Origin of the sequence: Acidovorax sp. (assembly GCF_027492855.1) — a bacterium.
In the GTDB taxonomy this organism is placed as follows: domain Bacteria; phylum Pseudomonadota; class Gammaproteobacteria; order Burkholderiales; family Burkholderiaceae_C; genus Acidovorax.
The window spans coordinates 1-16,812 of record NZ_JAPUDY010000090.1; the positions used below are offsets into that span (position 1 = coordinate 1).

General features: G+C 65.5%; 13 protein-coding genes. 10 read left to right on the plus strand and 3 right to left on the minus strand.

The window, feature by feature from the left end; all coding sequences use genetic code 11:
• From smc to Q0105_RS17550, 5 genes are all read left to right on the plus strand, one after another.
• On the plus strand, positions 1-3,110 hold a 3,110-nt coding region (gene smc, locus Q0105_RS17530), incomplete at its 5' end, for a chromosome segregation protein SMC (protein WP_298213426.1).
• Between the two features lie 223 nt (positions 3,111-3,333).
• Entirely contained in the window at positions 3,334-4,449 is a 1,116-nt protein-coding gene (locus Q0105_RS17535; RefSeq protein WP_298213428.1) for a cell division protein FtsZ, read from the plus strand.
• A gap of 12 nt (positions 4,450-4,461) precedes the next feature.
• Positions 4,462-5,013 (plus strand): hypothetical protein, encoded by a 552-nt coding sequence (locus tag Q0105_RS17540; protein ID WP_298213430.1) that lies wholly within the window; start codon positions 4,462-4,464, stop codon positions 5,011-5,013.
• Entirely contained in the window at positions 5,010-7,097 is a 2,088-nt protein-coding gene (ligA, locus tag Q0105_RS17545) for an NAD-dependent DNA ligase LigA (protein ID WP_298213431.1), read from the plus strand. Before Q0105_RS17540 ends, ligA begins: the two co-directional genes overlap by 4 nt.
• Positions 7,098-7,276: 179 nt before the next feature.
• Complete coding sequence (locus Q0105_RS17550; protein ID WP_298213433.1) at positions 7,277-9,586, plus strand: transglycosylase domain-containing protein; 2,310 nt, start codon at positions 7,277-7,279, stop codon at positions 9,584-9,586.
• Positions 9,587-9,638: 52 nt separating this feature from the next.
• On the opposite strand, the gene Q0105_RS17555 is transcribed toward Q0105_RS17550, so the two are convergent.
• Together Q0105_RS17555 and Q0105_RS17560 are read right to left on the minus strand one after the other, a co-directional pair.
• On the minus strand, positions 9,639-10,190 hold the full coding sequence (locus Q0105_RS17555; protein WP_298213435.1) for an NUDIX hydrolase: 552 nt from the start codon (positions 10,188-10,190) through the stop codon (positions 9,639-9,641).
• Positions 10,191-10,302: 112 nt separating this feature from the next.
• Positions 10,303-10,998: a fumarylacetoacetate hydrolase family protein gene (locus Q0105_RS17560; RefSeq protein WP_298213437.1), complete on the minus strand. Its 696-nt coding sequence runs from the start codon at positions 10,996-10,998 to the stop codon at positions 10,303-10,305.
• Between the two features lie 94 nt (positions 10,999-11,092).
• Here Q0105_RS17560 and Q0105_RS17565 point away from each other — a divergent pair, with 94 nt between their 5' ends.
• The 3 genes from Q0105_RS17565 (at position 11,093) to Q0105_RS17575 (ending at position 13,191) form a co-directional block, all read left to right on the plus strand.
• A complete protein-coding gene (locus tag Q0105_RS17565; RefSeq protein WP_298213439.1) occupies positions 11,093-11,548 on the plus strand; it encodes a MarR family transcriptional regulator in 456 nt (151 codons plus the stop codon).
• A 108-nt stretch (positions 11,549-11,656) separates the two neighbouring features.
• The gene (gene maiA / locus Q0105_RS17570) at positions 11,657-12,325 is read left to right on the plus strand and encodes a maleylacetoacetate isomerase (protein WP_298213441.1); all 669 of its coding nucleotides are present in this window, start codon (positions 11,657-11,659) and stop codon (positions 12,323-12,325) included.
• Entirely contained in the window at positions 12,325-13,191 is an 867-nt protein-coding gene (locus tag Q0105_RS17575) for a laccase domain-containing protein (protein WP_298213443.1), read from the plus strand. Before maiA ends, Q0105_RS17575 begins: the two co-directional genes overlap by 1 nt.
• On the opposite strand, the gene Q0105_RS17580 is transcribed toward Q0105_RS17575, so the two are convergent.
• Positions 13,111-13,434, minus strand: coding sequence for a hypothetical protein (locus Q0105_RS17580; protein ID WP_298213445.1), 324 nt, complete (start codon positions 13,432-13,434; stop codon positions 13,111-13,113). The two genes, Q0105_RS17575 and Q0105_RS17580, sit on opposite strands and share 81 nt — an antisense overlap.
• Before the next feature lie 125 nt (positions 13,435-13,559).
• Between Q0105_RS17580 and phaC the strand changes: the two genes are divergently transcribed.
• Both phaC and Q0105_RS17590 read left to right on the plus strand, forming a co-directional pair.
• Complete coding sequence (gene phaC / locus Q0105_RS17585) at positions 13,560-15,260, plus strand: class I poly(R)-hydroxyalkanoic acid synthase (protein ID WP_298213447.1); 1,701 nt, start codon at positions 13,560-13,562, stop codon at positions 15,258-15,260.
• Positions 15,261-15,330: 70 nt separating this feature from the next.
• Entirely contained in the window at positions 15,331-16,509 is a 1,179-nt protein-coding gene (locus Q0105_RS17590) for an acetyl-CoA C-acetyltransferase (RefSeq protein ID WP_298213449.1), read from the plus strand.
• The last annotated feature ends 303 nt before the right edge of the window (positions 16,510-16,812 follow it).

The window sequence follows — 16,812 nt, forward strand, 5'->3', positions numbered from 1 at the left end:
GCGCCTACGCCATCATCGGCCAGGGCACCATCAGCCGCATCATCGAGTCGCGCCCCGAAGAGCTGCGCCTGTTCCTCGAAGAAGCCGCTGGCGTCTCCAAGTACAAAGAGCGCCGCCGCGAGACGGAAAACCGCCTGTCGGACACGCGCGAGAACCTCACGCGGGTGGAAGACATCCTGCGCGAGCTGAACGCCAACCTCGAAAAGCTCGAAAAACAGGCCGAGGTGGCCGCCAAATACAACACCCTGCATTCCGACGCCACGCTCAAGCAGCACCAGCTGTGGTTCTTGAAGCGCGCCGATGCCGAGGCCGACCAGGACAAGGTACGCCTGGAGGGCCTGCAGGCCGTGAATGACCTTGAATCGCGCATGGCCGACCTGCGCGCCGTCGAGTCCGACCTCGAAACCATCCGCCAGGCCCACTACGCCGCGGGCGACCAGGTCAACCAAGCCCAAGGCAGGCTGTACGAAGCCACGGCCGAGGTCGGCAAGCTCGAAGCCGAGATCCGCTATGTGGTCGAAGGCCGCCAGCGCGTGGAGCAGCGCCTGGTGCAGCTCGCCGAGCAGATCGCCCAGTGGCAAACCCGCAAGGAAGACGCCGACGCCGAGCTCGAAAACCTGGCCGGTGCCGGTGTGGACGCCGAAGAGCGCACCGAACTGCTGGCCGCCCAGGTCGAAGAGCAGGCCATGCAGCTGCCCGACCTGGAAGAAGGCCTGCGCCAGGCCCAAAGCCGCACCGCCGAGCAGCGCAGTGCCGTGGTGCAGGTGCAGCAGCAGATTGGCGTGTTGGCCGCCGAGCAGCGCAGCTTTGACGAACAAAGCCGCCAGCTCGACGCCCGCTTCGAGCGTCTGCGCACCGACCGCAACGCCCTGGCCGCGCCCGACGAAGCCCGCCTCATCAACCTGCGCGAGCAGCTCGAAGAAGCCCAGGAGATTGCCGAAACCACCGAGGCCCGCCTGCACGAGCTGCAGGAGTCCGTGCCCCAGCTCGACGACGACCGCCGCGCGCGCCAGCAGGCCGTCAACACCGAAAGCGCCCGCCAGGCCGACCTGTCGGCCCGCCTGGAGGCCTTGAAGGCGCTGCAGGAAAAGGTCAAGACCGACGGCAAGCTGCGCCCCTGGCTCGCCAAACACGGGCTCGACGGCCTGCAGGGCCTGTGGAGCCGCATTCACATCGAACCCGGTTGGGAAAACGCGCTGGAGGCCGCGCTGCGCGAGCGCCTGGCCGCGCTGGAAGTAGGGCGCCTGGACATGGTGCGCGGCTTCCTCGGCTCTGGCGGCAACGATGCACCGCCCGCGCGCCTGGCCTTCTACAGCGTGCCCGCCGCAGGCCACCCCGAAACCTCCTCGCCGCACGCCCGCCTGTCCGACCTGTTGCGCCTGAACGATGCGGGCCTGCGCGCCGTGCTCATCGACTGGCTGCAGGGCTGCTACACCGCCCCCACGCTCGACGAAGCCCTGGCCCGCCGCAGCACGCTGCAGCCTGGCGAGGTGGTGTTTGTGCCCACGGGCCACGCCGTCAGCGCCCACAGCGTGAGCTTTTACGCGCAGGACTCCGAACAGTCCGGCATGCTCGCGCGTGCGCAGGAGATCGAGCACCTGGAGAAAGAACTGCGCGCCCAGGCGTTGATTGCCGAAGAATCGCGCACCGCCTTGGTCCGTGCCGAGGCCGCCTATGCCGATGCCTCGCAGCGCTTGGTGGCGGCACGCCGCGAAGCCACCGAAACCCAGGGCCGCGCCCACGAGCTGCAGGTCGAAACCCTGCGCCTCACGCAATTGGCCGAGCAGACCCGCGCGCGCAGCCAACAAATCGACGGCGACCTGGCCGAGGTGGAGGCCCAACTGGCCGACCTGCAAGAGCGCCGCGTGGCCGCCGAGGCGCGGTTTGAAGAGCTCGACATGCAACTGGCCGACAGCCAGGAGCGCGAAGCCCAACTGGGCGACCGTGTGATCGAGGCCGAGCGCAAGCTCACCGCCTGCCGCGAGCAGCAGCGAACGCTGGAGCGCCAGGCGCAAGAGGCCACCTTCTCGCAGCGCAGCCTGGAGGCGCGCCGGGGCGAGCTCAACCGCTCCATCGAAACCGCGACGCAGCAGGCCACCGCACTCGCGGGCGAAGAACAGCGCGCCCGCGATGAACTCGCCCGCCTGTCCGACGCGGCGGCCCAGGGTGGCCTCCAGGCCGCGCTGGAGGTGAAGATGGATCGCGAAAAAGCCCTGGGCGCCCAGCGCAGCGAATACGACGACCTCACCGCCAAGCTGCGCGCCAGCGACGAACGCCGCATGCAGCTCGAGCGCGCGCTCGACCCGCTGCGCGCCCGCATCACCGAATTCCAGCTCAAGGAGCAGGCCGCGCGCCTGGGCCTGGAGCAATACACCACCTTGCTGGCCGATGCCCAGGCCGACCTCGAAGCCGTGGCCCAGTCGATCACCGACGGCAACGTGCGCGTCTCTGGCCTGCAAAGCGAAATCGACCGCCTGCACCGCGAAATCGCCGCCCTGGGCGCGGTCAACCTGGCGGCGCTCGACGAACTCAAGCTCGCCAGCGAGCGCAAGGTCTTCCTCGACGCGCAGACAGCCGACCTGACCGAAGCCATGAACACGCTGGAAGACGCGATCCGCAAGATCGACGGCGAAACGCGCCAGCTGCTCTCGGGCACCTTCGACACCGTCAACGGCCACTTCGGGCGCATGTTCCCCGAGCTGTTCGGCGGCGGCCAGGCCAAACTCATCATCACCGGTGACGAAATTCTCGATTCCGGCGTGCAGGTGATGGCCCAGCCGCCCGGCAAGAAAAACCAGACCATCCACCTGCTGTCGGGTGGCGAAAAGGCGCTCACGGCCATCGCGCTGGTGTTCGCCATCTTCCAGCTCAACCCCGCGCCGTTCTGCTTGCTCGACGAGGTGGACGCGCCGCTGGACGACGCCAACACCGAGCGTTACGCAAAATTGGTGTCCAGCATGAGCAAGGGCACGCAGTTCCTGTTCATCAGCCACAACAAGATCGCCATGGAAATGGCCGAACAACTGATCGGCGTGACCATGCAGGAGCAGGGCGTCTCGCGCATCGTGGCGGTGGACATGGAGTCCGCGCTGTCAATGGCAGAAATATGAGCACCCCTGAGTCGCTTCGTGCCTCCGCACCGCCGCCAGAGCCGGCGGCTCTTCGGGCACGTCCAAGCCTGCGCAGGCAGGCTTGGAGCCGCGGCCCTCAGCCCCCGCGGGGACGACACCCTCACTGCGGGGCGGCCCTTGTTCGGCGTCCCTGGCTTGGGCTGCGCCAGTTTCATGCGCGGCTGGGCCTGTGCAGCGCAACGGATAGTCGAGAATTCTTTCTATGAGCACATTGCAACTGAGTCTGGCCATCATCGGCGGCCTGGTGCTGGCCCTGATCGTGGCCTACAACGCCTGGACCTCGCGCCGCAACGCGCCCAAGCGTGCGCTGCCGCAAGAGCAGCATGATCCGGCGGCCGAGCCCGCCCAGCGCCTGGAGCCGGGTTTCGACACGGCGGCGGCGCCTCTGCCGCCGGGTGATTTCCATGGCCTTGACCGGGGCCCAGACCCCTCGGAACACACGGTGGACGCAAGCGATGCCCTGGAGCTGCCCGTGCCGCCGTTTGCGCCGGAGCGCCGCCCAGGGCTTGATCCGCTCATCGACGTGATCGCCCCGCTGCAGGCCGAGCATGTGGTCTCGGGCGATGCCGCGCTGGCCGCGCTGCCGCCCACCCGCCGCGCGGGCAGCAAGCCCTTTGCCATCGAAGGCCTGAACGAGGCCACGCAGCATTGGGAGACACCCGTGCCCGGCCAGCGCTACCAGAGCTTTCAGGCCGGGGTGCAACTGGCCAACCGCATGGGCGCGCTCAATGAGATCGAGTTCTCCGAGTTCGTGGTCAAGGCCCAGGCCTTTGCCGACACCATCAACGCCGCCCCCGACTTCCCCGACATGCTGCAGGAAGTGGCCCGCGCCCGCGAGCTGGACCAATTCGCCAGCGACCACGACGCCCAGCTCATGTTCATGCTGCGCGCACGCCAGGCCGCCTGGAGCCCCGGCTACGTGCAGCAAAACGCCGCCCGCCTGGGCCTGGTGCCCGGCGCCATGCCCGGCCGCCTGGTGCTGCCCGCCAGCACCCAGGGCCTGCCGCCCTTGCTCACGCTGGGCTACGACACCCAGGCGGCGCTGGCCGAAGACCCCGACCAGTCCGCCATCCGCGACATCACCCTGAGCCTGGACGTAGCCCAGGTGCACCGCACCGAACAGCCCTTCACCCGCCTGCGCGACGTGGCCGCCGCCCTGTGCCAGGCCATGGACGGCGTGCTCTGCGACCAGAACGGCCACCCGCTGCCCGCCATGGCCATGGACCCGATCGCTGCCGACCTGGAGCTGTTGTATGACCAGCTTGATGGGCGGGAGCTGTCGGCGGGGTCGGTGCTGGCGCGCAGGTTGTTTAGCTAAGCTGAATCCGAGATGCAGTCACTGACAAGCTGCCTCAGGGCGAAAAACCTCATTTCTGTTCGGCGGCGTGATGTTGACGAATACGGAATCCAGGGTTTTCTCGTCGGAGCCTCGGACAGTTTGTTGGCGCTGGAGTATGTCTATGACTTCCAGATAGATGGCCTGATGATCTTGCGCCGCTCGGATATCACGGAGGTACGGCGGACTGCTACCGATGAGTTCCAAGAGCGGTTATTGAAGCGTGAGGGAGTTCGTCCAGGGCACCAATTTCCGACGCCCTTTGGGTTGGATTCCTGGCAAACCATCATCGAGCAACTGTCGCAGCACTACCCTCTGATGATTCTGGAGCGCGAGTTGGGGCCGTCGCCTGAGTTTGTGCTTGGCCGCACACTTCGAGTGACAGCGGCACAAATTGAATTTCACTCGTTCAGCGGAACTGGAAAATGGTCTGACAAAACCGTTCGGCTGAAATATTCGCAAATCACCTGCCTCCAAGTGAACACTCGGTATATCGGCTTCTATCAAAGGCATTTTGAACGCAGTCCAAGCAAATCAAAGAAATGACTGACAGTTTGGACCTTTTTTCTGCCCCAGCGCCCATGGATCAAGCGCAACCAGCTATCAAAATCAAAGCACTGCGTGAGCTGCTCAATCTATGGGCCCAGCAGTACTACGTTCTGGACGCGCCCACCGTCCCTGACGCCGAATACGACCGCGTGTTCCGCGAGTTGCAGGCGCTCGAAGCCGCGCACCCCGACCTCATCACGCCCGATTCGCCCACGCAGCGTGTGATCGGCGCGGTGATGGAGGGCCTGGCGCCGGTGCGCCACGTGGTGCCCATGCTCAGCATCCACACCGAAACCGACACCGAGGCTACGGGCGCGCAGGCGTTTGATGCGCGTGTGCGGCGCGAGCTGGGCCTGTCGGATGCCGACCCCGCCATCGAATACGTGGCCGAGCCCAAGTTCGACGGCCTGGCCATGAGCCTGCGCTACGAAAACGGCCGCCTGGTGCAGGCCGCCACGCGCGGTGATGGCGAGGTGGGCGAGGACGTGACGCACAACATCCGCACCATCCGGCAGATTCCGTTGACCTTGCCTGGCGATGTGCCGCCGCTCCTCGAAGTACGTGGCGAGGTCTATATGCGCCGTGCCGACTTCGACGCGCTCAACGAGCGCCAGCGGGAGCAGGGCGGCAAGACCTTTGTGAACCCGCGCAATGCGGCAGCCGGTGCGGTGCGCCAGCTCGACTCGAACATCACCGCCCAGCGCCCCTTGAGCTTTTTTGCCTACGGCCTGGGCGCCATCACGCCGCCCGGCGAGGGCGGGCCGGTGTTTCGCACGCACTACGAGATGCTGCAGACCTTAAAGTCATGGGGTTTTCCGGTTGCAGCGCAGGTGCAGATTGCGGTAGGCGCTACTGAATTGGTAGCGTTTCACCAGCAGGTGGGCGCCAGCCGCGATGCGCTGCCGTATGACATCGACGGTGTGGTCTACAAGGTGAACTCGCTGCAGTTGCAGCGCGACCTGGGCTTCAAGACCCGCGAGCCGCGCTGGGCCGTGGCGCACAAATACCCCGCGCAGGAGATGGTCACGCGCATCGAAGGCATTGACGTGCAGGTGGGTCGCACCGGCAAGATCACGCCCGTGGCGCGCCTGGCGCCGGTGTTTGTGGGCGGGGTGACGGTCACCAATGCCACCTTGCACAACCTGTTCGAGATTCGCAAGAAGGGCGTGCGCGTGGGTGACCAGGTCATCGTGCGCCGCGCGGGCGATGTGATCCCCGAGGTGGTGGGCGTGATGCCCGGTCACCGCGAACGTTACGTGCCCAACTTCCAGATGCCCAAGACCTGCCCCGTGTGCGGCAGCGACGTGGTGCGCGAAAAAGGCGAGGCCAACCACCGCTGCACCGGCGGCCTGTTCTGCGCCGCGCAGCGCAAAGAGGCCATCCTGCACTTTGCCGCGCGCCGCGCCATGGACATTGAGGGCCTGGGCGACAAGCTGGTGGACCAGCTGGTGGACGCCAACGTGATCCGCACGCTGCCCGACCTGTACCGGCTGGGCCTCACATCACTCATCGCGCTGGAGCGCATGGCCGAGAAATCGGCCCAGAACGTGTTGGCTGCGCTCGAAAAGTCCAAGCAAACCACCTTGCCGCGCTTTTTGTTCGGCCTGGGCCTGCGCCATGTGGGCGAGGCCACGGCCAAAGACCTGGCGCGCCACTTTGGCACGCTCGACGCCATCATGGATGCCAGCGTGGAGCAGTTGCTGGAGGTGAACGACGTGGGCCCCGTGGTGGCGCAAAGCCTGCACACTTTCTTTGCCCAGCCACACAACCGCGAGGTGGTGGAGCAATTGCGTGCCTGTGGCGTGACCTGGCCCGAAGGCCCCGTGGCCGAACGCGCCCCGCAGATTTTGGCGGGCAAGACCGTGGTGCTGACCGGCACCTTGCCCACCCTGAGCCGCGATGCCGCCAAAGACATGCTCGAAGCCGCTGGCGCCAAGGTGGCTGGTTCGGTCAGCAAAAAAACCAGCTACGTGGTGGCGGGCGAAGAGGCCGGCAGCAAGCTGGCCAAGGCCGAAGAGCTGGGCGTGCCCGTGCTGGACGAGGCGGGCATGCTGGCATTGCTGGCAGGCACGGGGGCCTGACAAGCTCCGGCGCACCCCTCTGACACGGATTCGCGTTCGATCCATCAGAACCGTTCGGGCTGAGCTTGTCGAAGCCTCACGCCGCGCTTCGACCCTTCGACGAAGCTCAGGATAGGCAAGCGCAGCGTGAACGGATTTTTATTTTTTGAATGCATATCGATATAGGCGACCATTCATCGATGCACAAATTGCTGCTTTCCCTTCAGTCCCGCGTTGCGGCCTTGTTCCGCTGGCTGGCCGGGTTGTTTGCCTGGATGCCGCGCCCCTTGCGCCGTGCGCTGGCGTGGGGCGCCTTGGCTGTCCCTGCCGCCGTGCTGCTCTATACGCTGGCGCTGGTTCCCTTCACCCCGTCCATCACCGACATCCGCAAGGCCAAAAGCGAGCTGCCCGCGCAGCTCATGTCGGCCGACAACAAACTGCTGGCCGAATACCGCTGGGCCAACCGCGAGTGGATGGAGCTGCCCCAGATCTCGCCCAACGTGGTGAATGCGCTCATCGCCACCGAAGACCACCGTTTTTACGATCATTTCGGGATGGACTGGCGGCGCACGGCGGCGTCGGTGGTGCACACGCTGCGCGGCGACCCGCAGGGCGGATCCACCATCACGCAGCAGTTGGCGCGCAATTTGTTCCCTGAAGAAATCGGCCGCTCGCGCACGCTCACGCGCAAGCTCAAAGAGGCGATTACCGCGCTCAAGATCGAGGCCTCGTACTCCAAGGACGAGATCCTGGAGACCTACCTCAATACCGTGCCGTTTCTGTACAACGCGGTCGGCATCGAGATGGCAGCGCGCACCTATTTCGACAAATCCGCCGACAAGCTCAACGTGCTGGAAAGCGCCACGCTGATCGGCATGCTCAAGGGCACGGCCTACTACAACCCGGTGCTCAACCCTGAGCGGGCGCTGGCGCGGCGCAACACTGTGCTGTCGCAGATGGTCAAGCGCGGCAAACTCGACGCCAAGCAGTTCGAGGTGCTGCAAAAACGCCCGCTGCGCGTCAATTTCGAGCGCCAGACCGAGGTCATGGGCCCGGCGCCGCACTTTGCGCTGCAGTTGCGCAAGCAGCTCATCGCCTGGGCCGACCGCAATGGCTACAACCTGTATTCCGACGGTCTGGTGATCCGCACCACCATCGACTCGCGCCTGCAGACTTACGCCAACCAGGCCGTGGCCCGCCAGGGGCGCCAGTTGCAGGGCGTGGCCGATGCCGCCTGGGCGCGGCGCGATGGCTGGGGCCCGAACAACGAACTGGTGCAGACACTGGTACGCGAAAGCACCGAATACCGCGCCGCCGTGGACAAAGGCGAGACGCCCGAGGACGCCCAGAAGGCCCTGCTGGCCGACACCGCCTTCATGAACAAGCTGCGCGCCGAAAAAACGCGTGTGCAGGCGGGCTTTTTGGCGCAGGACCCGGTCACCGGCCACGTGCTGGCATGGGTGGGCAGCCGCGACTTCGCCCAAGACCCGTTCGACCATGTGCAGGCCGCGCGGCGCCAGCCCGGCTCCACCTTCAAGCCCTTTGTCTATGGCGCCGCGTTTGCGGGCGGCGCATCGCCCGACGATACGCTGATGGACTCCGCCGTCGAAATCCCCCTGGGCGGCGGCCGCGTGTGGCGCCCCACCGACGGCAAACCACCCAGCGACGAGCCGATGACGCTGGCCGAAGGCCTGGCGTTGTCCAAGAACACCATCACCGCGCAGGTCATGCAGCAGGTGGGCCCGGCCCGTGTGGCTGAGGTGGCGCGCGCCCTGGGCGTGCGCCAGTCGCCGCTGGAGGAGGTGCCCTCGCTGGCCCTGGGCACCAGCCCGGTCACGCTCAAGGAAATGATTTCGGCCTACAGCTCCATCGTCAACCTGGGCCGCTATGTAGAGCCGGTGATGATCACCCGCATCGAAGACCGCCATGGCAAGGTGCTGGAGACCTTTGCGCCGCCCACGCCCGAGGAGGTGTTCTCGCCCCGTGCCGCCCAGACCCTGCGCAACACCATGCGCGGCGCGGTCGAGTACGGCACTGCCACCGCCATCCGAACCCGCTATGGCATAGCGGCCGACGTGGCAGGCAAAACGGGCACCACGCAAGACAACACCGACGGCTGGTTCATCCTCATGCACACCCGCGTGGTGGCGGGCGCCTGGGCGGGCTTTAACGATGGCCGCATTACGCTGCGCAGCGACTACTGGGGGCAGGGCGCCCGCAGCGCACTGCCCATGGTGGGCGACTTCATGCAGCAGGCCATCCGCGCCAAGGTGGTCAATGGCAATGACCGGTTCGTGGACGAATTCGATACCGCCCCACCGGCCGATAACTCCTTGGGCAGCATGCGGGAGTGGATACGCGGCCTGTTCCGCAGCGACCCGCAACCCGCACCTTTTCCGGGCCAGCCGCGCGGCGCAGGAGGAGGTGGTGGCTGGTTGCCCCCGGTGACCACCGACCCGGCCAACTCCAACCGCCCGCCGGTGCCTGCGGAGGAGCGTGTGGGCGGGTGAACGGTGCGGGTGTTTGTGGCTGGTGAGTGGGGGGGCGCTGCGGCCCCGTCGTCTATTCGATGTCGATGAAGTGCATCCCCAGCGCCCCGGCCTTGCGGTCGGCAAAGTAGCACTGCAGCGTTTCCTTCACGGTGCGGAACGCCAGTTCGTCCCAGGGCACCTCGTCTTCGGCGAACAGTTTGGCCTCGATGGTTTCAAAGCCAGGGTTGAACTGGTCGCTGAGCAGCGTGGCACGGTAGAACAGGTGCACCTGGCCCACGCGGCGCACATTGAGCAGGCTGAACAGTGGGCCCATCTCGATCTGCGCACCGGCTTCTTCGTCTGTCTCGCGTGCGGCGCCCTGGGCCGTGGTTTCGTCTAGCTCCATGAAGCCTGCGGGCAGCGTCCACTTGCCCCAGCGTGGCTCGATGTTGCGCTTGCACAGCAGGATGCGGCCATCGGGCATTGCGGGCACGGTGCCTACCACGTTGAGCGGGTTCTCGTAGTGCACCGTGTTACAGGCTGGGCACACGGCGCGCTGCTTGGTGTCGCCATCGTCGGGCAGGCGGTAGACCACGGCGGTGCCACAGGCGCGGCAGTATTTGATGGGGCTGCGGAAGGTCATGCCGAAGTTTTTTGATCAAATAGGCTGCCAGCGCTTATATATAAAGCGCTAGCAGCTATGAATAACATAGCAAAGTTGCGCCAGGCAGCAGAGGGCCACCCGGCGGTTTCAGTCACACCACGGTCAGGCGCAGCGGGGTGAGGCCGGCCACGCTGCCTTCCAGCACATCACCGCGCACCACGGCGCCCACGCCTTCGGGTGTGCCGGTGTAGATCAGGTCGCCGGGTTGCAGCTCCCATGCGGCTGACAGGTGCTCGATGGTCTCGGCAATGTTCCAGATCAGTTGGGCCACGGTGCTGCGCTGGCGGTCGGCGCCGTTCACCTGCAGCCAGATGGCGGCGTTGGCCACGTCGCCCGCCTGTGCGGCGGGGGTGATGGGGCCGATGGGTGCGCTCGCGTCAAAACCCTTGCCGATGCTCCAGGGGCGGCCCTGTTTTTTCATCTCGTTTTGCAGGTCGCGGCGTGTCATGTCCAGGCCCACGGCGTAGCCATAGATGTGCGAGGCTGCGTCGGCGGCCTGAATGTTCTTGCCGCCTTTGCCGATGGCCACCACGAGTTCGATCTCGTGGTGCAGGTTGGCGGTGAGGCTGGGGTAGGGCAGTTGGCCGGTTTCGCCCGCGTTGACCGCCACGATGGCGTCGGCAGGCTTCATGAAGAAAAACGGTGGCTCGCGGCCGGTGAAGCCCATTTCCTTGGCATGCTCTTCATAGTTGCGGCCCACGCAGTAGATGCGGTGCACGGGAAAGCGGTCGCTGGTGCCCACCACGGGCACGCTGGCCACTGGCGCGGGAGAAAACACGTAGCTCATGGCTGCCTTTCATTGGTCATTGTTGGGTGGGGTGCGTCCCCGTGGCAGTGTGCCATGGCTGGGGGCCGCTTGCTCTGGCGCTACACTCGCGCCCATGCCAAAGAGCTTCGATTTCCACAACGCGCCGGGCCACCTGGTGCGCCGCGCCCACCAGCGGGCGGTGGCACTTTTCATGGAAGAGACGGCCGGGTTTGACGTGACGCCGGTGCAGTTCGCCATCTTGCATGAGTTGCTGGCCCAGCCAGGCGAGGACCAGGTCACGCTGGCAACGCGCGTGGCCTTTGATGCAGCCACCTCGGGCTCGGTGATCGGGCGCCTGGAAAAGCGCGGCTGGATCCGCCGCGAGCCCGACACCCGCGACCGCCGCCGCAAACTGCTATGGATCACCCCCGAAGGCGAGGTGGCCGCCCTGCAGATGCGCGACGCCGCCCAGCGCGTGCAAGAGCGCCTGACCGCGCCGCTGTCGGCGCAGGAAAATGCCGACCTCATGGTGCTGCTATCCAAGGTGGTTTACAACCACCAGGATCCCGCAGGAACGCTGGGCGTTTGAAACCGGCGCTGCCAGAGGCCACCTGCCAAGCGCCCGTGTAGTGCGCCCGGCCGCCAGGCCGCGCCACTGCACTTCTATCGATCCACCGATTCATCGACGGTTTTCCCCATGCAGCTCTACAACTACTTTCGCTCATCCGCCTCGTACCGCGTGCGCATCGCGCTGCAGATCAAGGGCCTGCCCTATGACTATCTGCCCGTGCACCTCGTCAAGGGCGAGCACAAGGCGCCCGAGTACACCCGCCGCGTTGGCGATGCGCTGGTGCCTACGCTGGTGACCGATGACGGCACGGCGCTGTCGCAGTCAATGGCCATCATTGAATACCTGGATGAAACCCATCCCACGCCCGCCTTGCTGCCCGCCACCCCACTGGCCCGTGCCCGCGTGCGGGCGCTGGCGCAGATGGTGGCGTGCGAGATCCATCCCCTGAACAACCTGCGCGTGCTCAAGTACCTGGTGCACGGCCTGAAGGTGGAAGAGGACGCCAAAAACGCCTGGTACCACCACTGGGTGCGCACGGGGCTGGAGGCCTTCGAGCGGCAATTGGCGCTGCTGGCACAAGAGCGCGCGGCCCAGGGCCTGGCGCCGTCGGTGCTGTGCTGGGGCGACACGCCCACTTTGGCCGACTGCTGCCTGGTGCCGCAGATCTTCAATGCCCAGCGCTTCAAAGTGAACCTGGATGGCCTACCGCTCACGATGGGTGCGTTCGATGCCTGCATGGCGCTGCCCGCGTTCCAGCAGGCGCAGCCTTCGGCCTGCCCGGACAGCGAGGCCTGATGGCCGACACCCCCAGCCACGCCGATTGGCTGGTGCCGGACTGGCCCACGCCGCCCGGTGTGTGGGCGCTGTGCACCACGCGCACCGGCGGGGCCAGCCTGCCGCCGTATGACAGCCTGAACCTGGGCACCCATGTCGGTGACAACCCCGCCGCCGTGGCCACCAACCGGCAGACTCTGCAAACGGCGCTACAGGCCCACACACCGGGGGCGCGGCCCGTCTTTTTGAACCAGGTGCATGGCGACGGCGTGGCGCGGCTGGATGCCAACACCCCCGATGGCACCGAGGCCGATGCCTGCGTGGCCACCGCACCAGGGGCCGTCTGCACCATCATGGTGGCCGACTGCCTGCCCGTGCTGTTTGCCCACCGCTCGGGCCAGGTAGTGGCCGCCGCACACGCAGGATGGCGCGGGCTTGTCGGTGTGAACGGGCAGGGTGTTCTGGAATCCACTTTCAAGCGTTTTTGTGCTCTGGCGCTTGTCCCTTCAGCGCAAGTAGCTATCAAAAGTGAAGCAAATGGCAAGAGCGAGGCGGTGGCCGAAGACACCCTGGCCTGGCTGGGGCCTTGTATCGGCCCGCAGGCCTTTGAGGTGGGGGCGGAGGTGCGCGCGGCGTTTTGTGATGCCGATCCTGCCGCACAAGCCTTTTTTGTGGCCCGTTCCGATGTGCCGGGCAAATACCTGTGCGACCTGGCGGGCCTGGCCCGTTGGCGGCTCAGGGCGCTGGGCATCGCCCAAATCTACGGCAACAACAGCACGCCGCCCTGGTGCACCGTGGCCAATGCCTCACGGTTCTTTTCGCACCGCCGCGACAGCAGCACCCTGGGCGCCAGCGGGCGCTTCGCCGCCTGCATCTGGCGCGGCTGATTCGGCTGCGGCTGCTACGGTGGCCTGCTCGGCATCGTAGGCCGCCTGCTCGGCCGCTTCACGCGCCTTGATGGCGCGCTTGCGCGACGGCGTGCCCATGATGTACACCAGGATGCCCATGGGCAGCAGGCCATACAGCGCAAACGTGATGAAGGCGCCCAGCAGCGTTCCGGTGGAACTGGTGGCTTCGGCCACGGCCATCATGAGGGTGACGTAGGCCCAGGCGATGACGATGAGGTACATTGGTTTTGATATTGTTTGTTGACTATCGCGGCGTTGAATACGTTGCCTTGCGCCGATGGGTCGGCAACAATGAACCTGAGCAGGACAACCTGCCGCTGCAAGCGATCAACCATTGAGGAAAGAGCATGAATTCTGAATCACCCTGGGCTGAGAGCGCTCAGCAGTTCCAACAGATTTTCGGGCAAAGCTGGTCGCAGGCGCTGCAATCGTTTCAGAAGATGGACTTGGGCGCACAAATGCCCGCTGCCCCGGCCCTGAAACTCTCGCCCCCCAAGCTCAAGGCCCTGCAAGAGCAATACCTGAAAGAAGCCCAGGAGCTGTGGGCCCAGGGCCTGCAAGGTGCGCCCGAGGTCAAGGACAAACGTTTTGCTGGCGAAGGCTGGGCCAGCAACCCGGTGGCCGCGTTTTCGGCGGCGGCCTATTTGCTCAACGCCCGCACGCTGATGGGCCTGGCCGAAGCGGTGGAAGCCGACGAAAAAACCAAGGCCCGCATTCGTTTTGGCGTGGAGCAGTGGATGGCCGCCATGGCGCCCAGCAACTTTCTGGCCTTCAACGCCGAAGCGCAGAAAAAAGCCATCGAAACCAAGGGCGAGAGCATTGCCAAAGGCATGCAGAACCTGCTGCACGACATCACCCAAGGCCATGTGTCGATGACCGACGAGAGCCTGTTCGAGGTGGGCCGCAACGTGGCCACCACCGAAGGCGCGGTGGTTTATGAGAACGAGCTGTTCCAGCTGCTCGAATACAAGCCGCTGACGGCCAAGGTGTATGAGCGCCCCTTCCTGCTGGTGCCGCCTTGCATCAACAAGTTCTACATCCTGGATCTGCAGCCCGAAAACTCGCTGATCCGCTATGCCGTTGAACAGGGCCACCGCACCTTTGTGGTGAGCTGGCGCAACCCCGACGACAGCCTGGCCCACAAGACCTGGGACGACTACGTGGAAGACGGCGCCATGGCCGCCATCGACGTGGTGCAGAACATCACCGGGGCCGAGCAGATCAACGCCCTGGGCTTCTGCGTGGGTGGCACCATCCTCAGCAATGCACTGGCCGTGCTGTCAGCGCGCGGCGACGAGCCCGTGGCCAGCGCCACCTTCCTCACCACGCTGATCGACTTCACCGACACAGGTATTCTTGACGTGTTCATCGACGAAGCCTTCGTCAAGTTCCGTGAGATGCAGATGGGCAACGGCGGCCTGATGAAGGGGCAGGACCTGGCGTCCACCTTCAGCTTCTTGCGGCCCAACGACCTGGTCTGGAACTACGTGGTGGGCAACTACCTCAAGGGCGAAACGCCGCCGCCGTTCGACCTGCTGTACTGGAACAGCGACAGTACCAACCTGCCAGGCCCCTTCTATGCCTGGTACCTGCGCAACTTCTACCTTGAGAACAGCCTCGTCAAGCCCGGCAAGCTCACGGTGTGTGGTCAGAAGTTGGACCTCTCCCAGCTCACGCTGCCTGTGTACATCTACGGCTCGCGCGAGGACCACATCGTGCCTGCCACGGCGGCCTATGCCTCCACCCAGGTGCTGCCCGGCAAAAAACGCTTCGTGATGGGCGCCTCAGGTCACATCGCGGGCGTGATCAACCCGCCCGCCAAGGGCAAGCGCAGCCACTGGATACGCGCCGACGGCAAGTTCCCCGCCACGCTCGACCAATGGCTGGCGGGCGCCACCGAACACACCGGCAGCTGGTGGACCGACTGGTCCGGCTGGCTCAAAGGCCACGCGGGCAAGCAGATTGCAGCGCCCAAGGGCTATGGCAAAGGCGCCAAATTCAAGGCAACCGAGCCTGCACCGGGCAGCTACGTGAAGCAAAAAGCCTGATACGCAAAAGTCCTGATGCCCAGCACTGCGAGAATTACCCAGCAATCCCCTTCAATCACAAGGACATTTCATGGAAGACATCGTCATCGTTTCGGCCGCTCGCACCGCTGTGGGCAAGTTTGGTGGCGCACTGGCCAAGACGCCTGCGACCGAATTGGGCGCCATCGTGATCCGCGAGGCCATCGCCCGCGCGGGCCTGCAATCCGACCAGATCGGTGAAGTCATCATGGGCCAGGTGCTTACGGCGGGCGTGGGCCAGAACGCCGCGCGCCAGGCTGCCATGAAGGCCGGTGTGGCCAAGGAGACCCCGGCACTCACCATCAATGCCGTGTGCGGCTCGGGCCTCAAGGCCGTGATGCTGGCGGCCCAGGCCGTGGCCTGGGGCGACAGCGAGATCGTCGTGGCGGGCGGGCAGGAGAGCATGAGCCTGTCGCCCCACGTCCTCAACGGCTCGCGCGACGGCCAACGCATGGGCGACTGGAAGATGACGGACACCATGATCGTGGACGGCCTGTGGGACGTGTACAACCAGTACCACATGGGCATCACGGCCGAAAACGTGGCCAAGGCCTACGGCATTACCCGCGACATGCAGGACGCCCTGGCCCTGGCCAGCCAGCAAAAGGCTGCCGCAGCGCAGGATGCAGGCAGGTTCGTCGATGAAATCGTGGGCGTGAGCCTGGCGCAGAAGAAGGGTGACCCCATCCTCTTCAACGCCGACGAATACCTCAACCGCAAGACCAACGCCGAAGCGCTGGCGGGCCTGCGTCCCGCCTTCGACAAGGCGGGCAGCGTGACGGCGGGCAACGCATCGGGCCTGAACGACGGCGCCGCCGCCGTGGTGGTGATGAGCGCCAAGAAGGCTGCGGCCCTGGGCCTCAAGCCCCTGGCCCGCATTGCCGCGTTTGGCACCAGCGGCCTGGACCCCGCCACCATGGGCATGGGCCCCGTGCCCGCATCGCGCAAGGCCCTGCAGCGCGCGGGCTGGAACGCCGCCGACGTGGACCTGTTCGAACTGAACGAAGCCTTTGCCGCCCAGGCCTGCGCCGTGAACAAGGAACTGGCCATCGACCCCGCCAAGGTCAATGTGAACGGCGGCGCCATCGCCATCGGCCACCCCATCGGTGCGTCCGGCTGCCGCATTCTGGTGACGCTGCTGCACGAAATGCAGCGCCGTGACGCCAAAAAGGGCCTGGCTGCGCTGTGCATCGGCGGCGGCATGGGCGTGTCCCTGGCCGTGGAGCGTTAAAAACAGCCTCCCCGTAGCACCCGGCCCTTGTTGCGCCGGGGCTCGGCGGGTGAAGCTTGCGAGAAAGCCGCGTTGCGACGCGGCTTTTCTGTTTTCGCCTACCGAACAGGTGGTGGGAGCAGGGTTTGGTTGGCGAAATTCTTCTTGATCAAAGTCAATCAATGAGGCCGAGCCATGCGTGGGCAGAAGGGCTTTGGCGACGGCGCACTTTGTGTCCAATGTGTGACGACAAGCCGGTAAATCAAAAAGAAAAGGGCTTCAGTGTTTTCCTTCACGGCGGGGCTTGATTTCTTCGGTAGAGTG

Coding starts and splice junctions, on each gene's coding strand:
- Q0105_RS17535 (WP_298213428.1), top strand. CDS start 3,334: ATGAGCACATTGCAACTGAGTCTGGCCATCATCGGCGGCCTGGTGCTG.
- Q0105_RS17540 (WP_298213430.1), top strand. CDS start 4,462: ATGCAGTCACTGACAAGCTGCCTCAGGGCGAAAAACCTCATTTCTGTT.
- ligA (WP_298213431.1), top strand. CDS start 5,010: ATGACTGACAGTTTGGACCTTTTTTCTGCCCCAGCGCCCATGGATCAA.
- Q0105_RS17550 (WP_298213433.1), top strand. CDS start 7,277: ATGCACAAATTGCTGCTTTCCCTTCAGTCCCGCGTTGCGGCCTTGTTC.
- Q0105_RS17555 (WP_298213435.1), bottom strand. CDS start 10,190: ATGACCTTCCGCAGCCCCATCAAATACTGCCGCGCCTGTGGCACCGCC.
- Q0105_RS17560 (WP_298213437.1), bottom strand. CDS start 10,998: ATGAGCTACGTGTTTTCTCCCGCGCCAGTGGCCAGCGTGCCCGTGGTG.
- Q0105_RS17565 (WP_298213439.1), top strand. CDS start 11,093: ATGCCAAAGAGCTTCGATTTCCACAACGCGCCGGGCCACCTGGTGCGC.
- maiA (WP_298213441.1), top strand. CDS start 11,657: ATGCAGCTCTACAACTACTTTCGCTCATCCGCCTCGTACCGCGTGCGC.
- Q0105_RS17575 (WP_298213443.1), top strand. CDS start 12,325: ATGGCCGACACCCCCAGCCACGCCGATTGGCTGGTGCCGGACTGGCCC.
- Q0105_RS17580 (WP_298213445.1), bottom strand. CDS start 13,434: ATGTACCTCATCGTCATCGCCTGGGCCTACGTCACCCTCATGATGGCC.
- phaC (WP_298213447.1), top strand. CDS start 13,560: ATGAATTCTGAATCACCCTGGGCTGAGAGCGCTCAGCAGTTCCAACAG.
- Q0105_RS17590 (WP_298213449.1), top strand. CDS start 15,331: ATGGAAGACATCGTCATCGTTTCGGCCGCTCGCACCGCTGTGGGCAAG.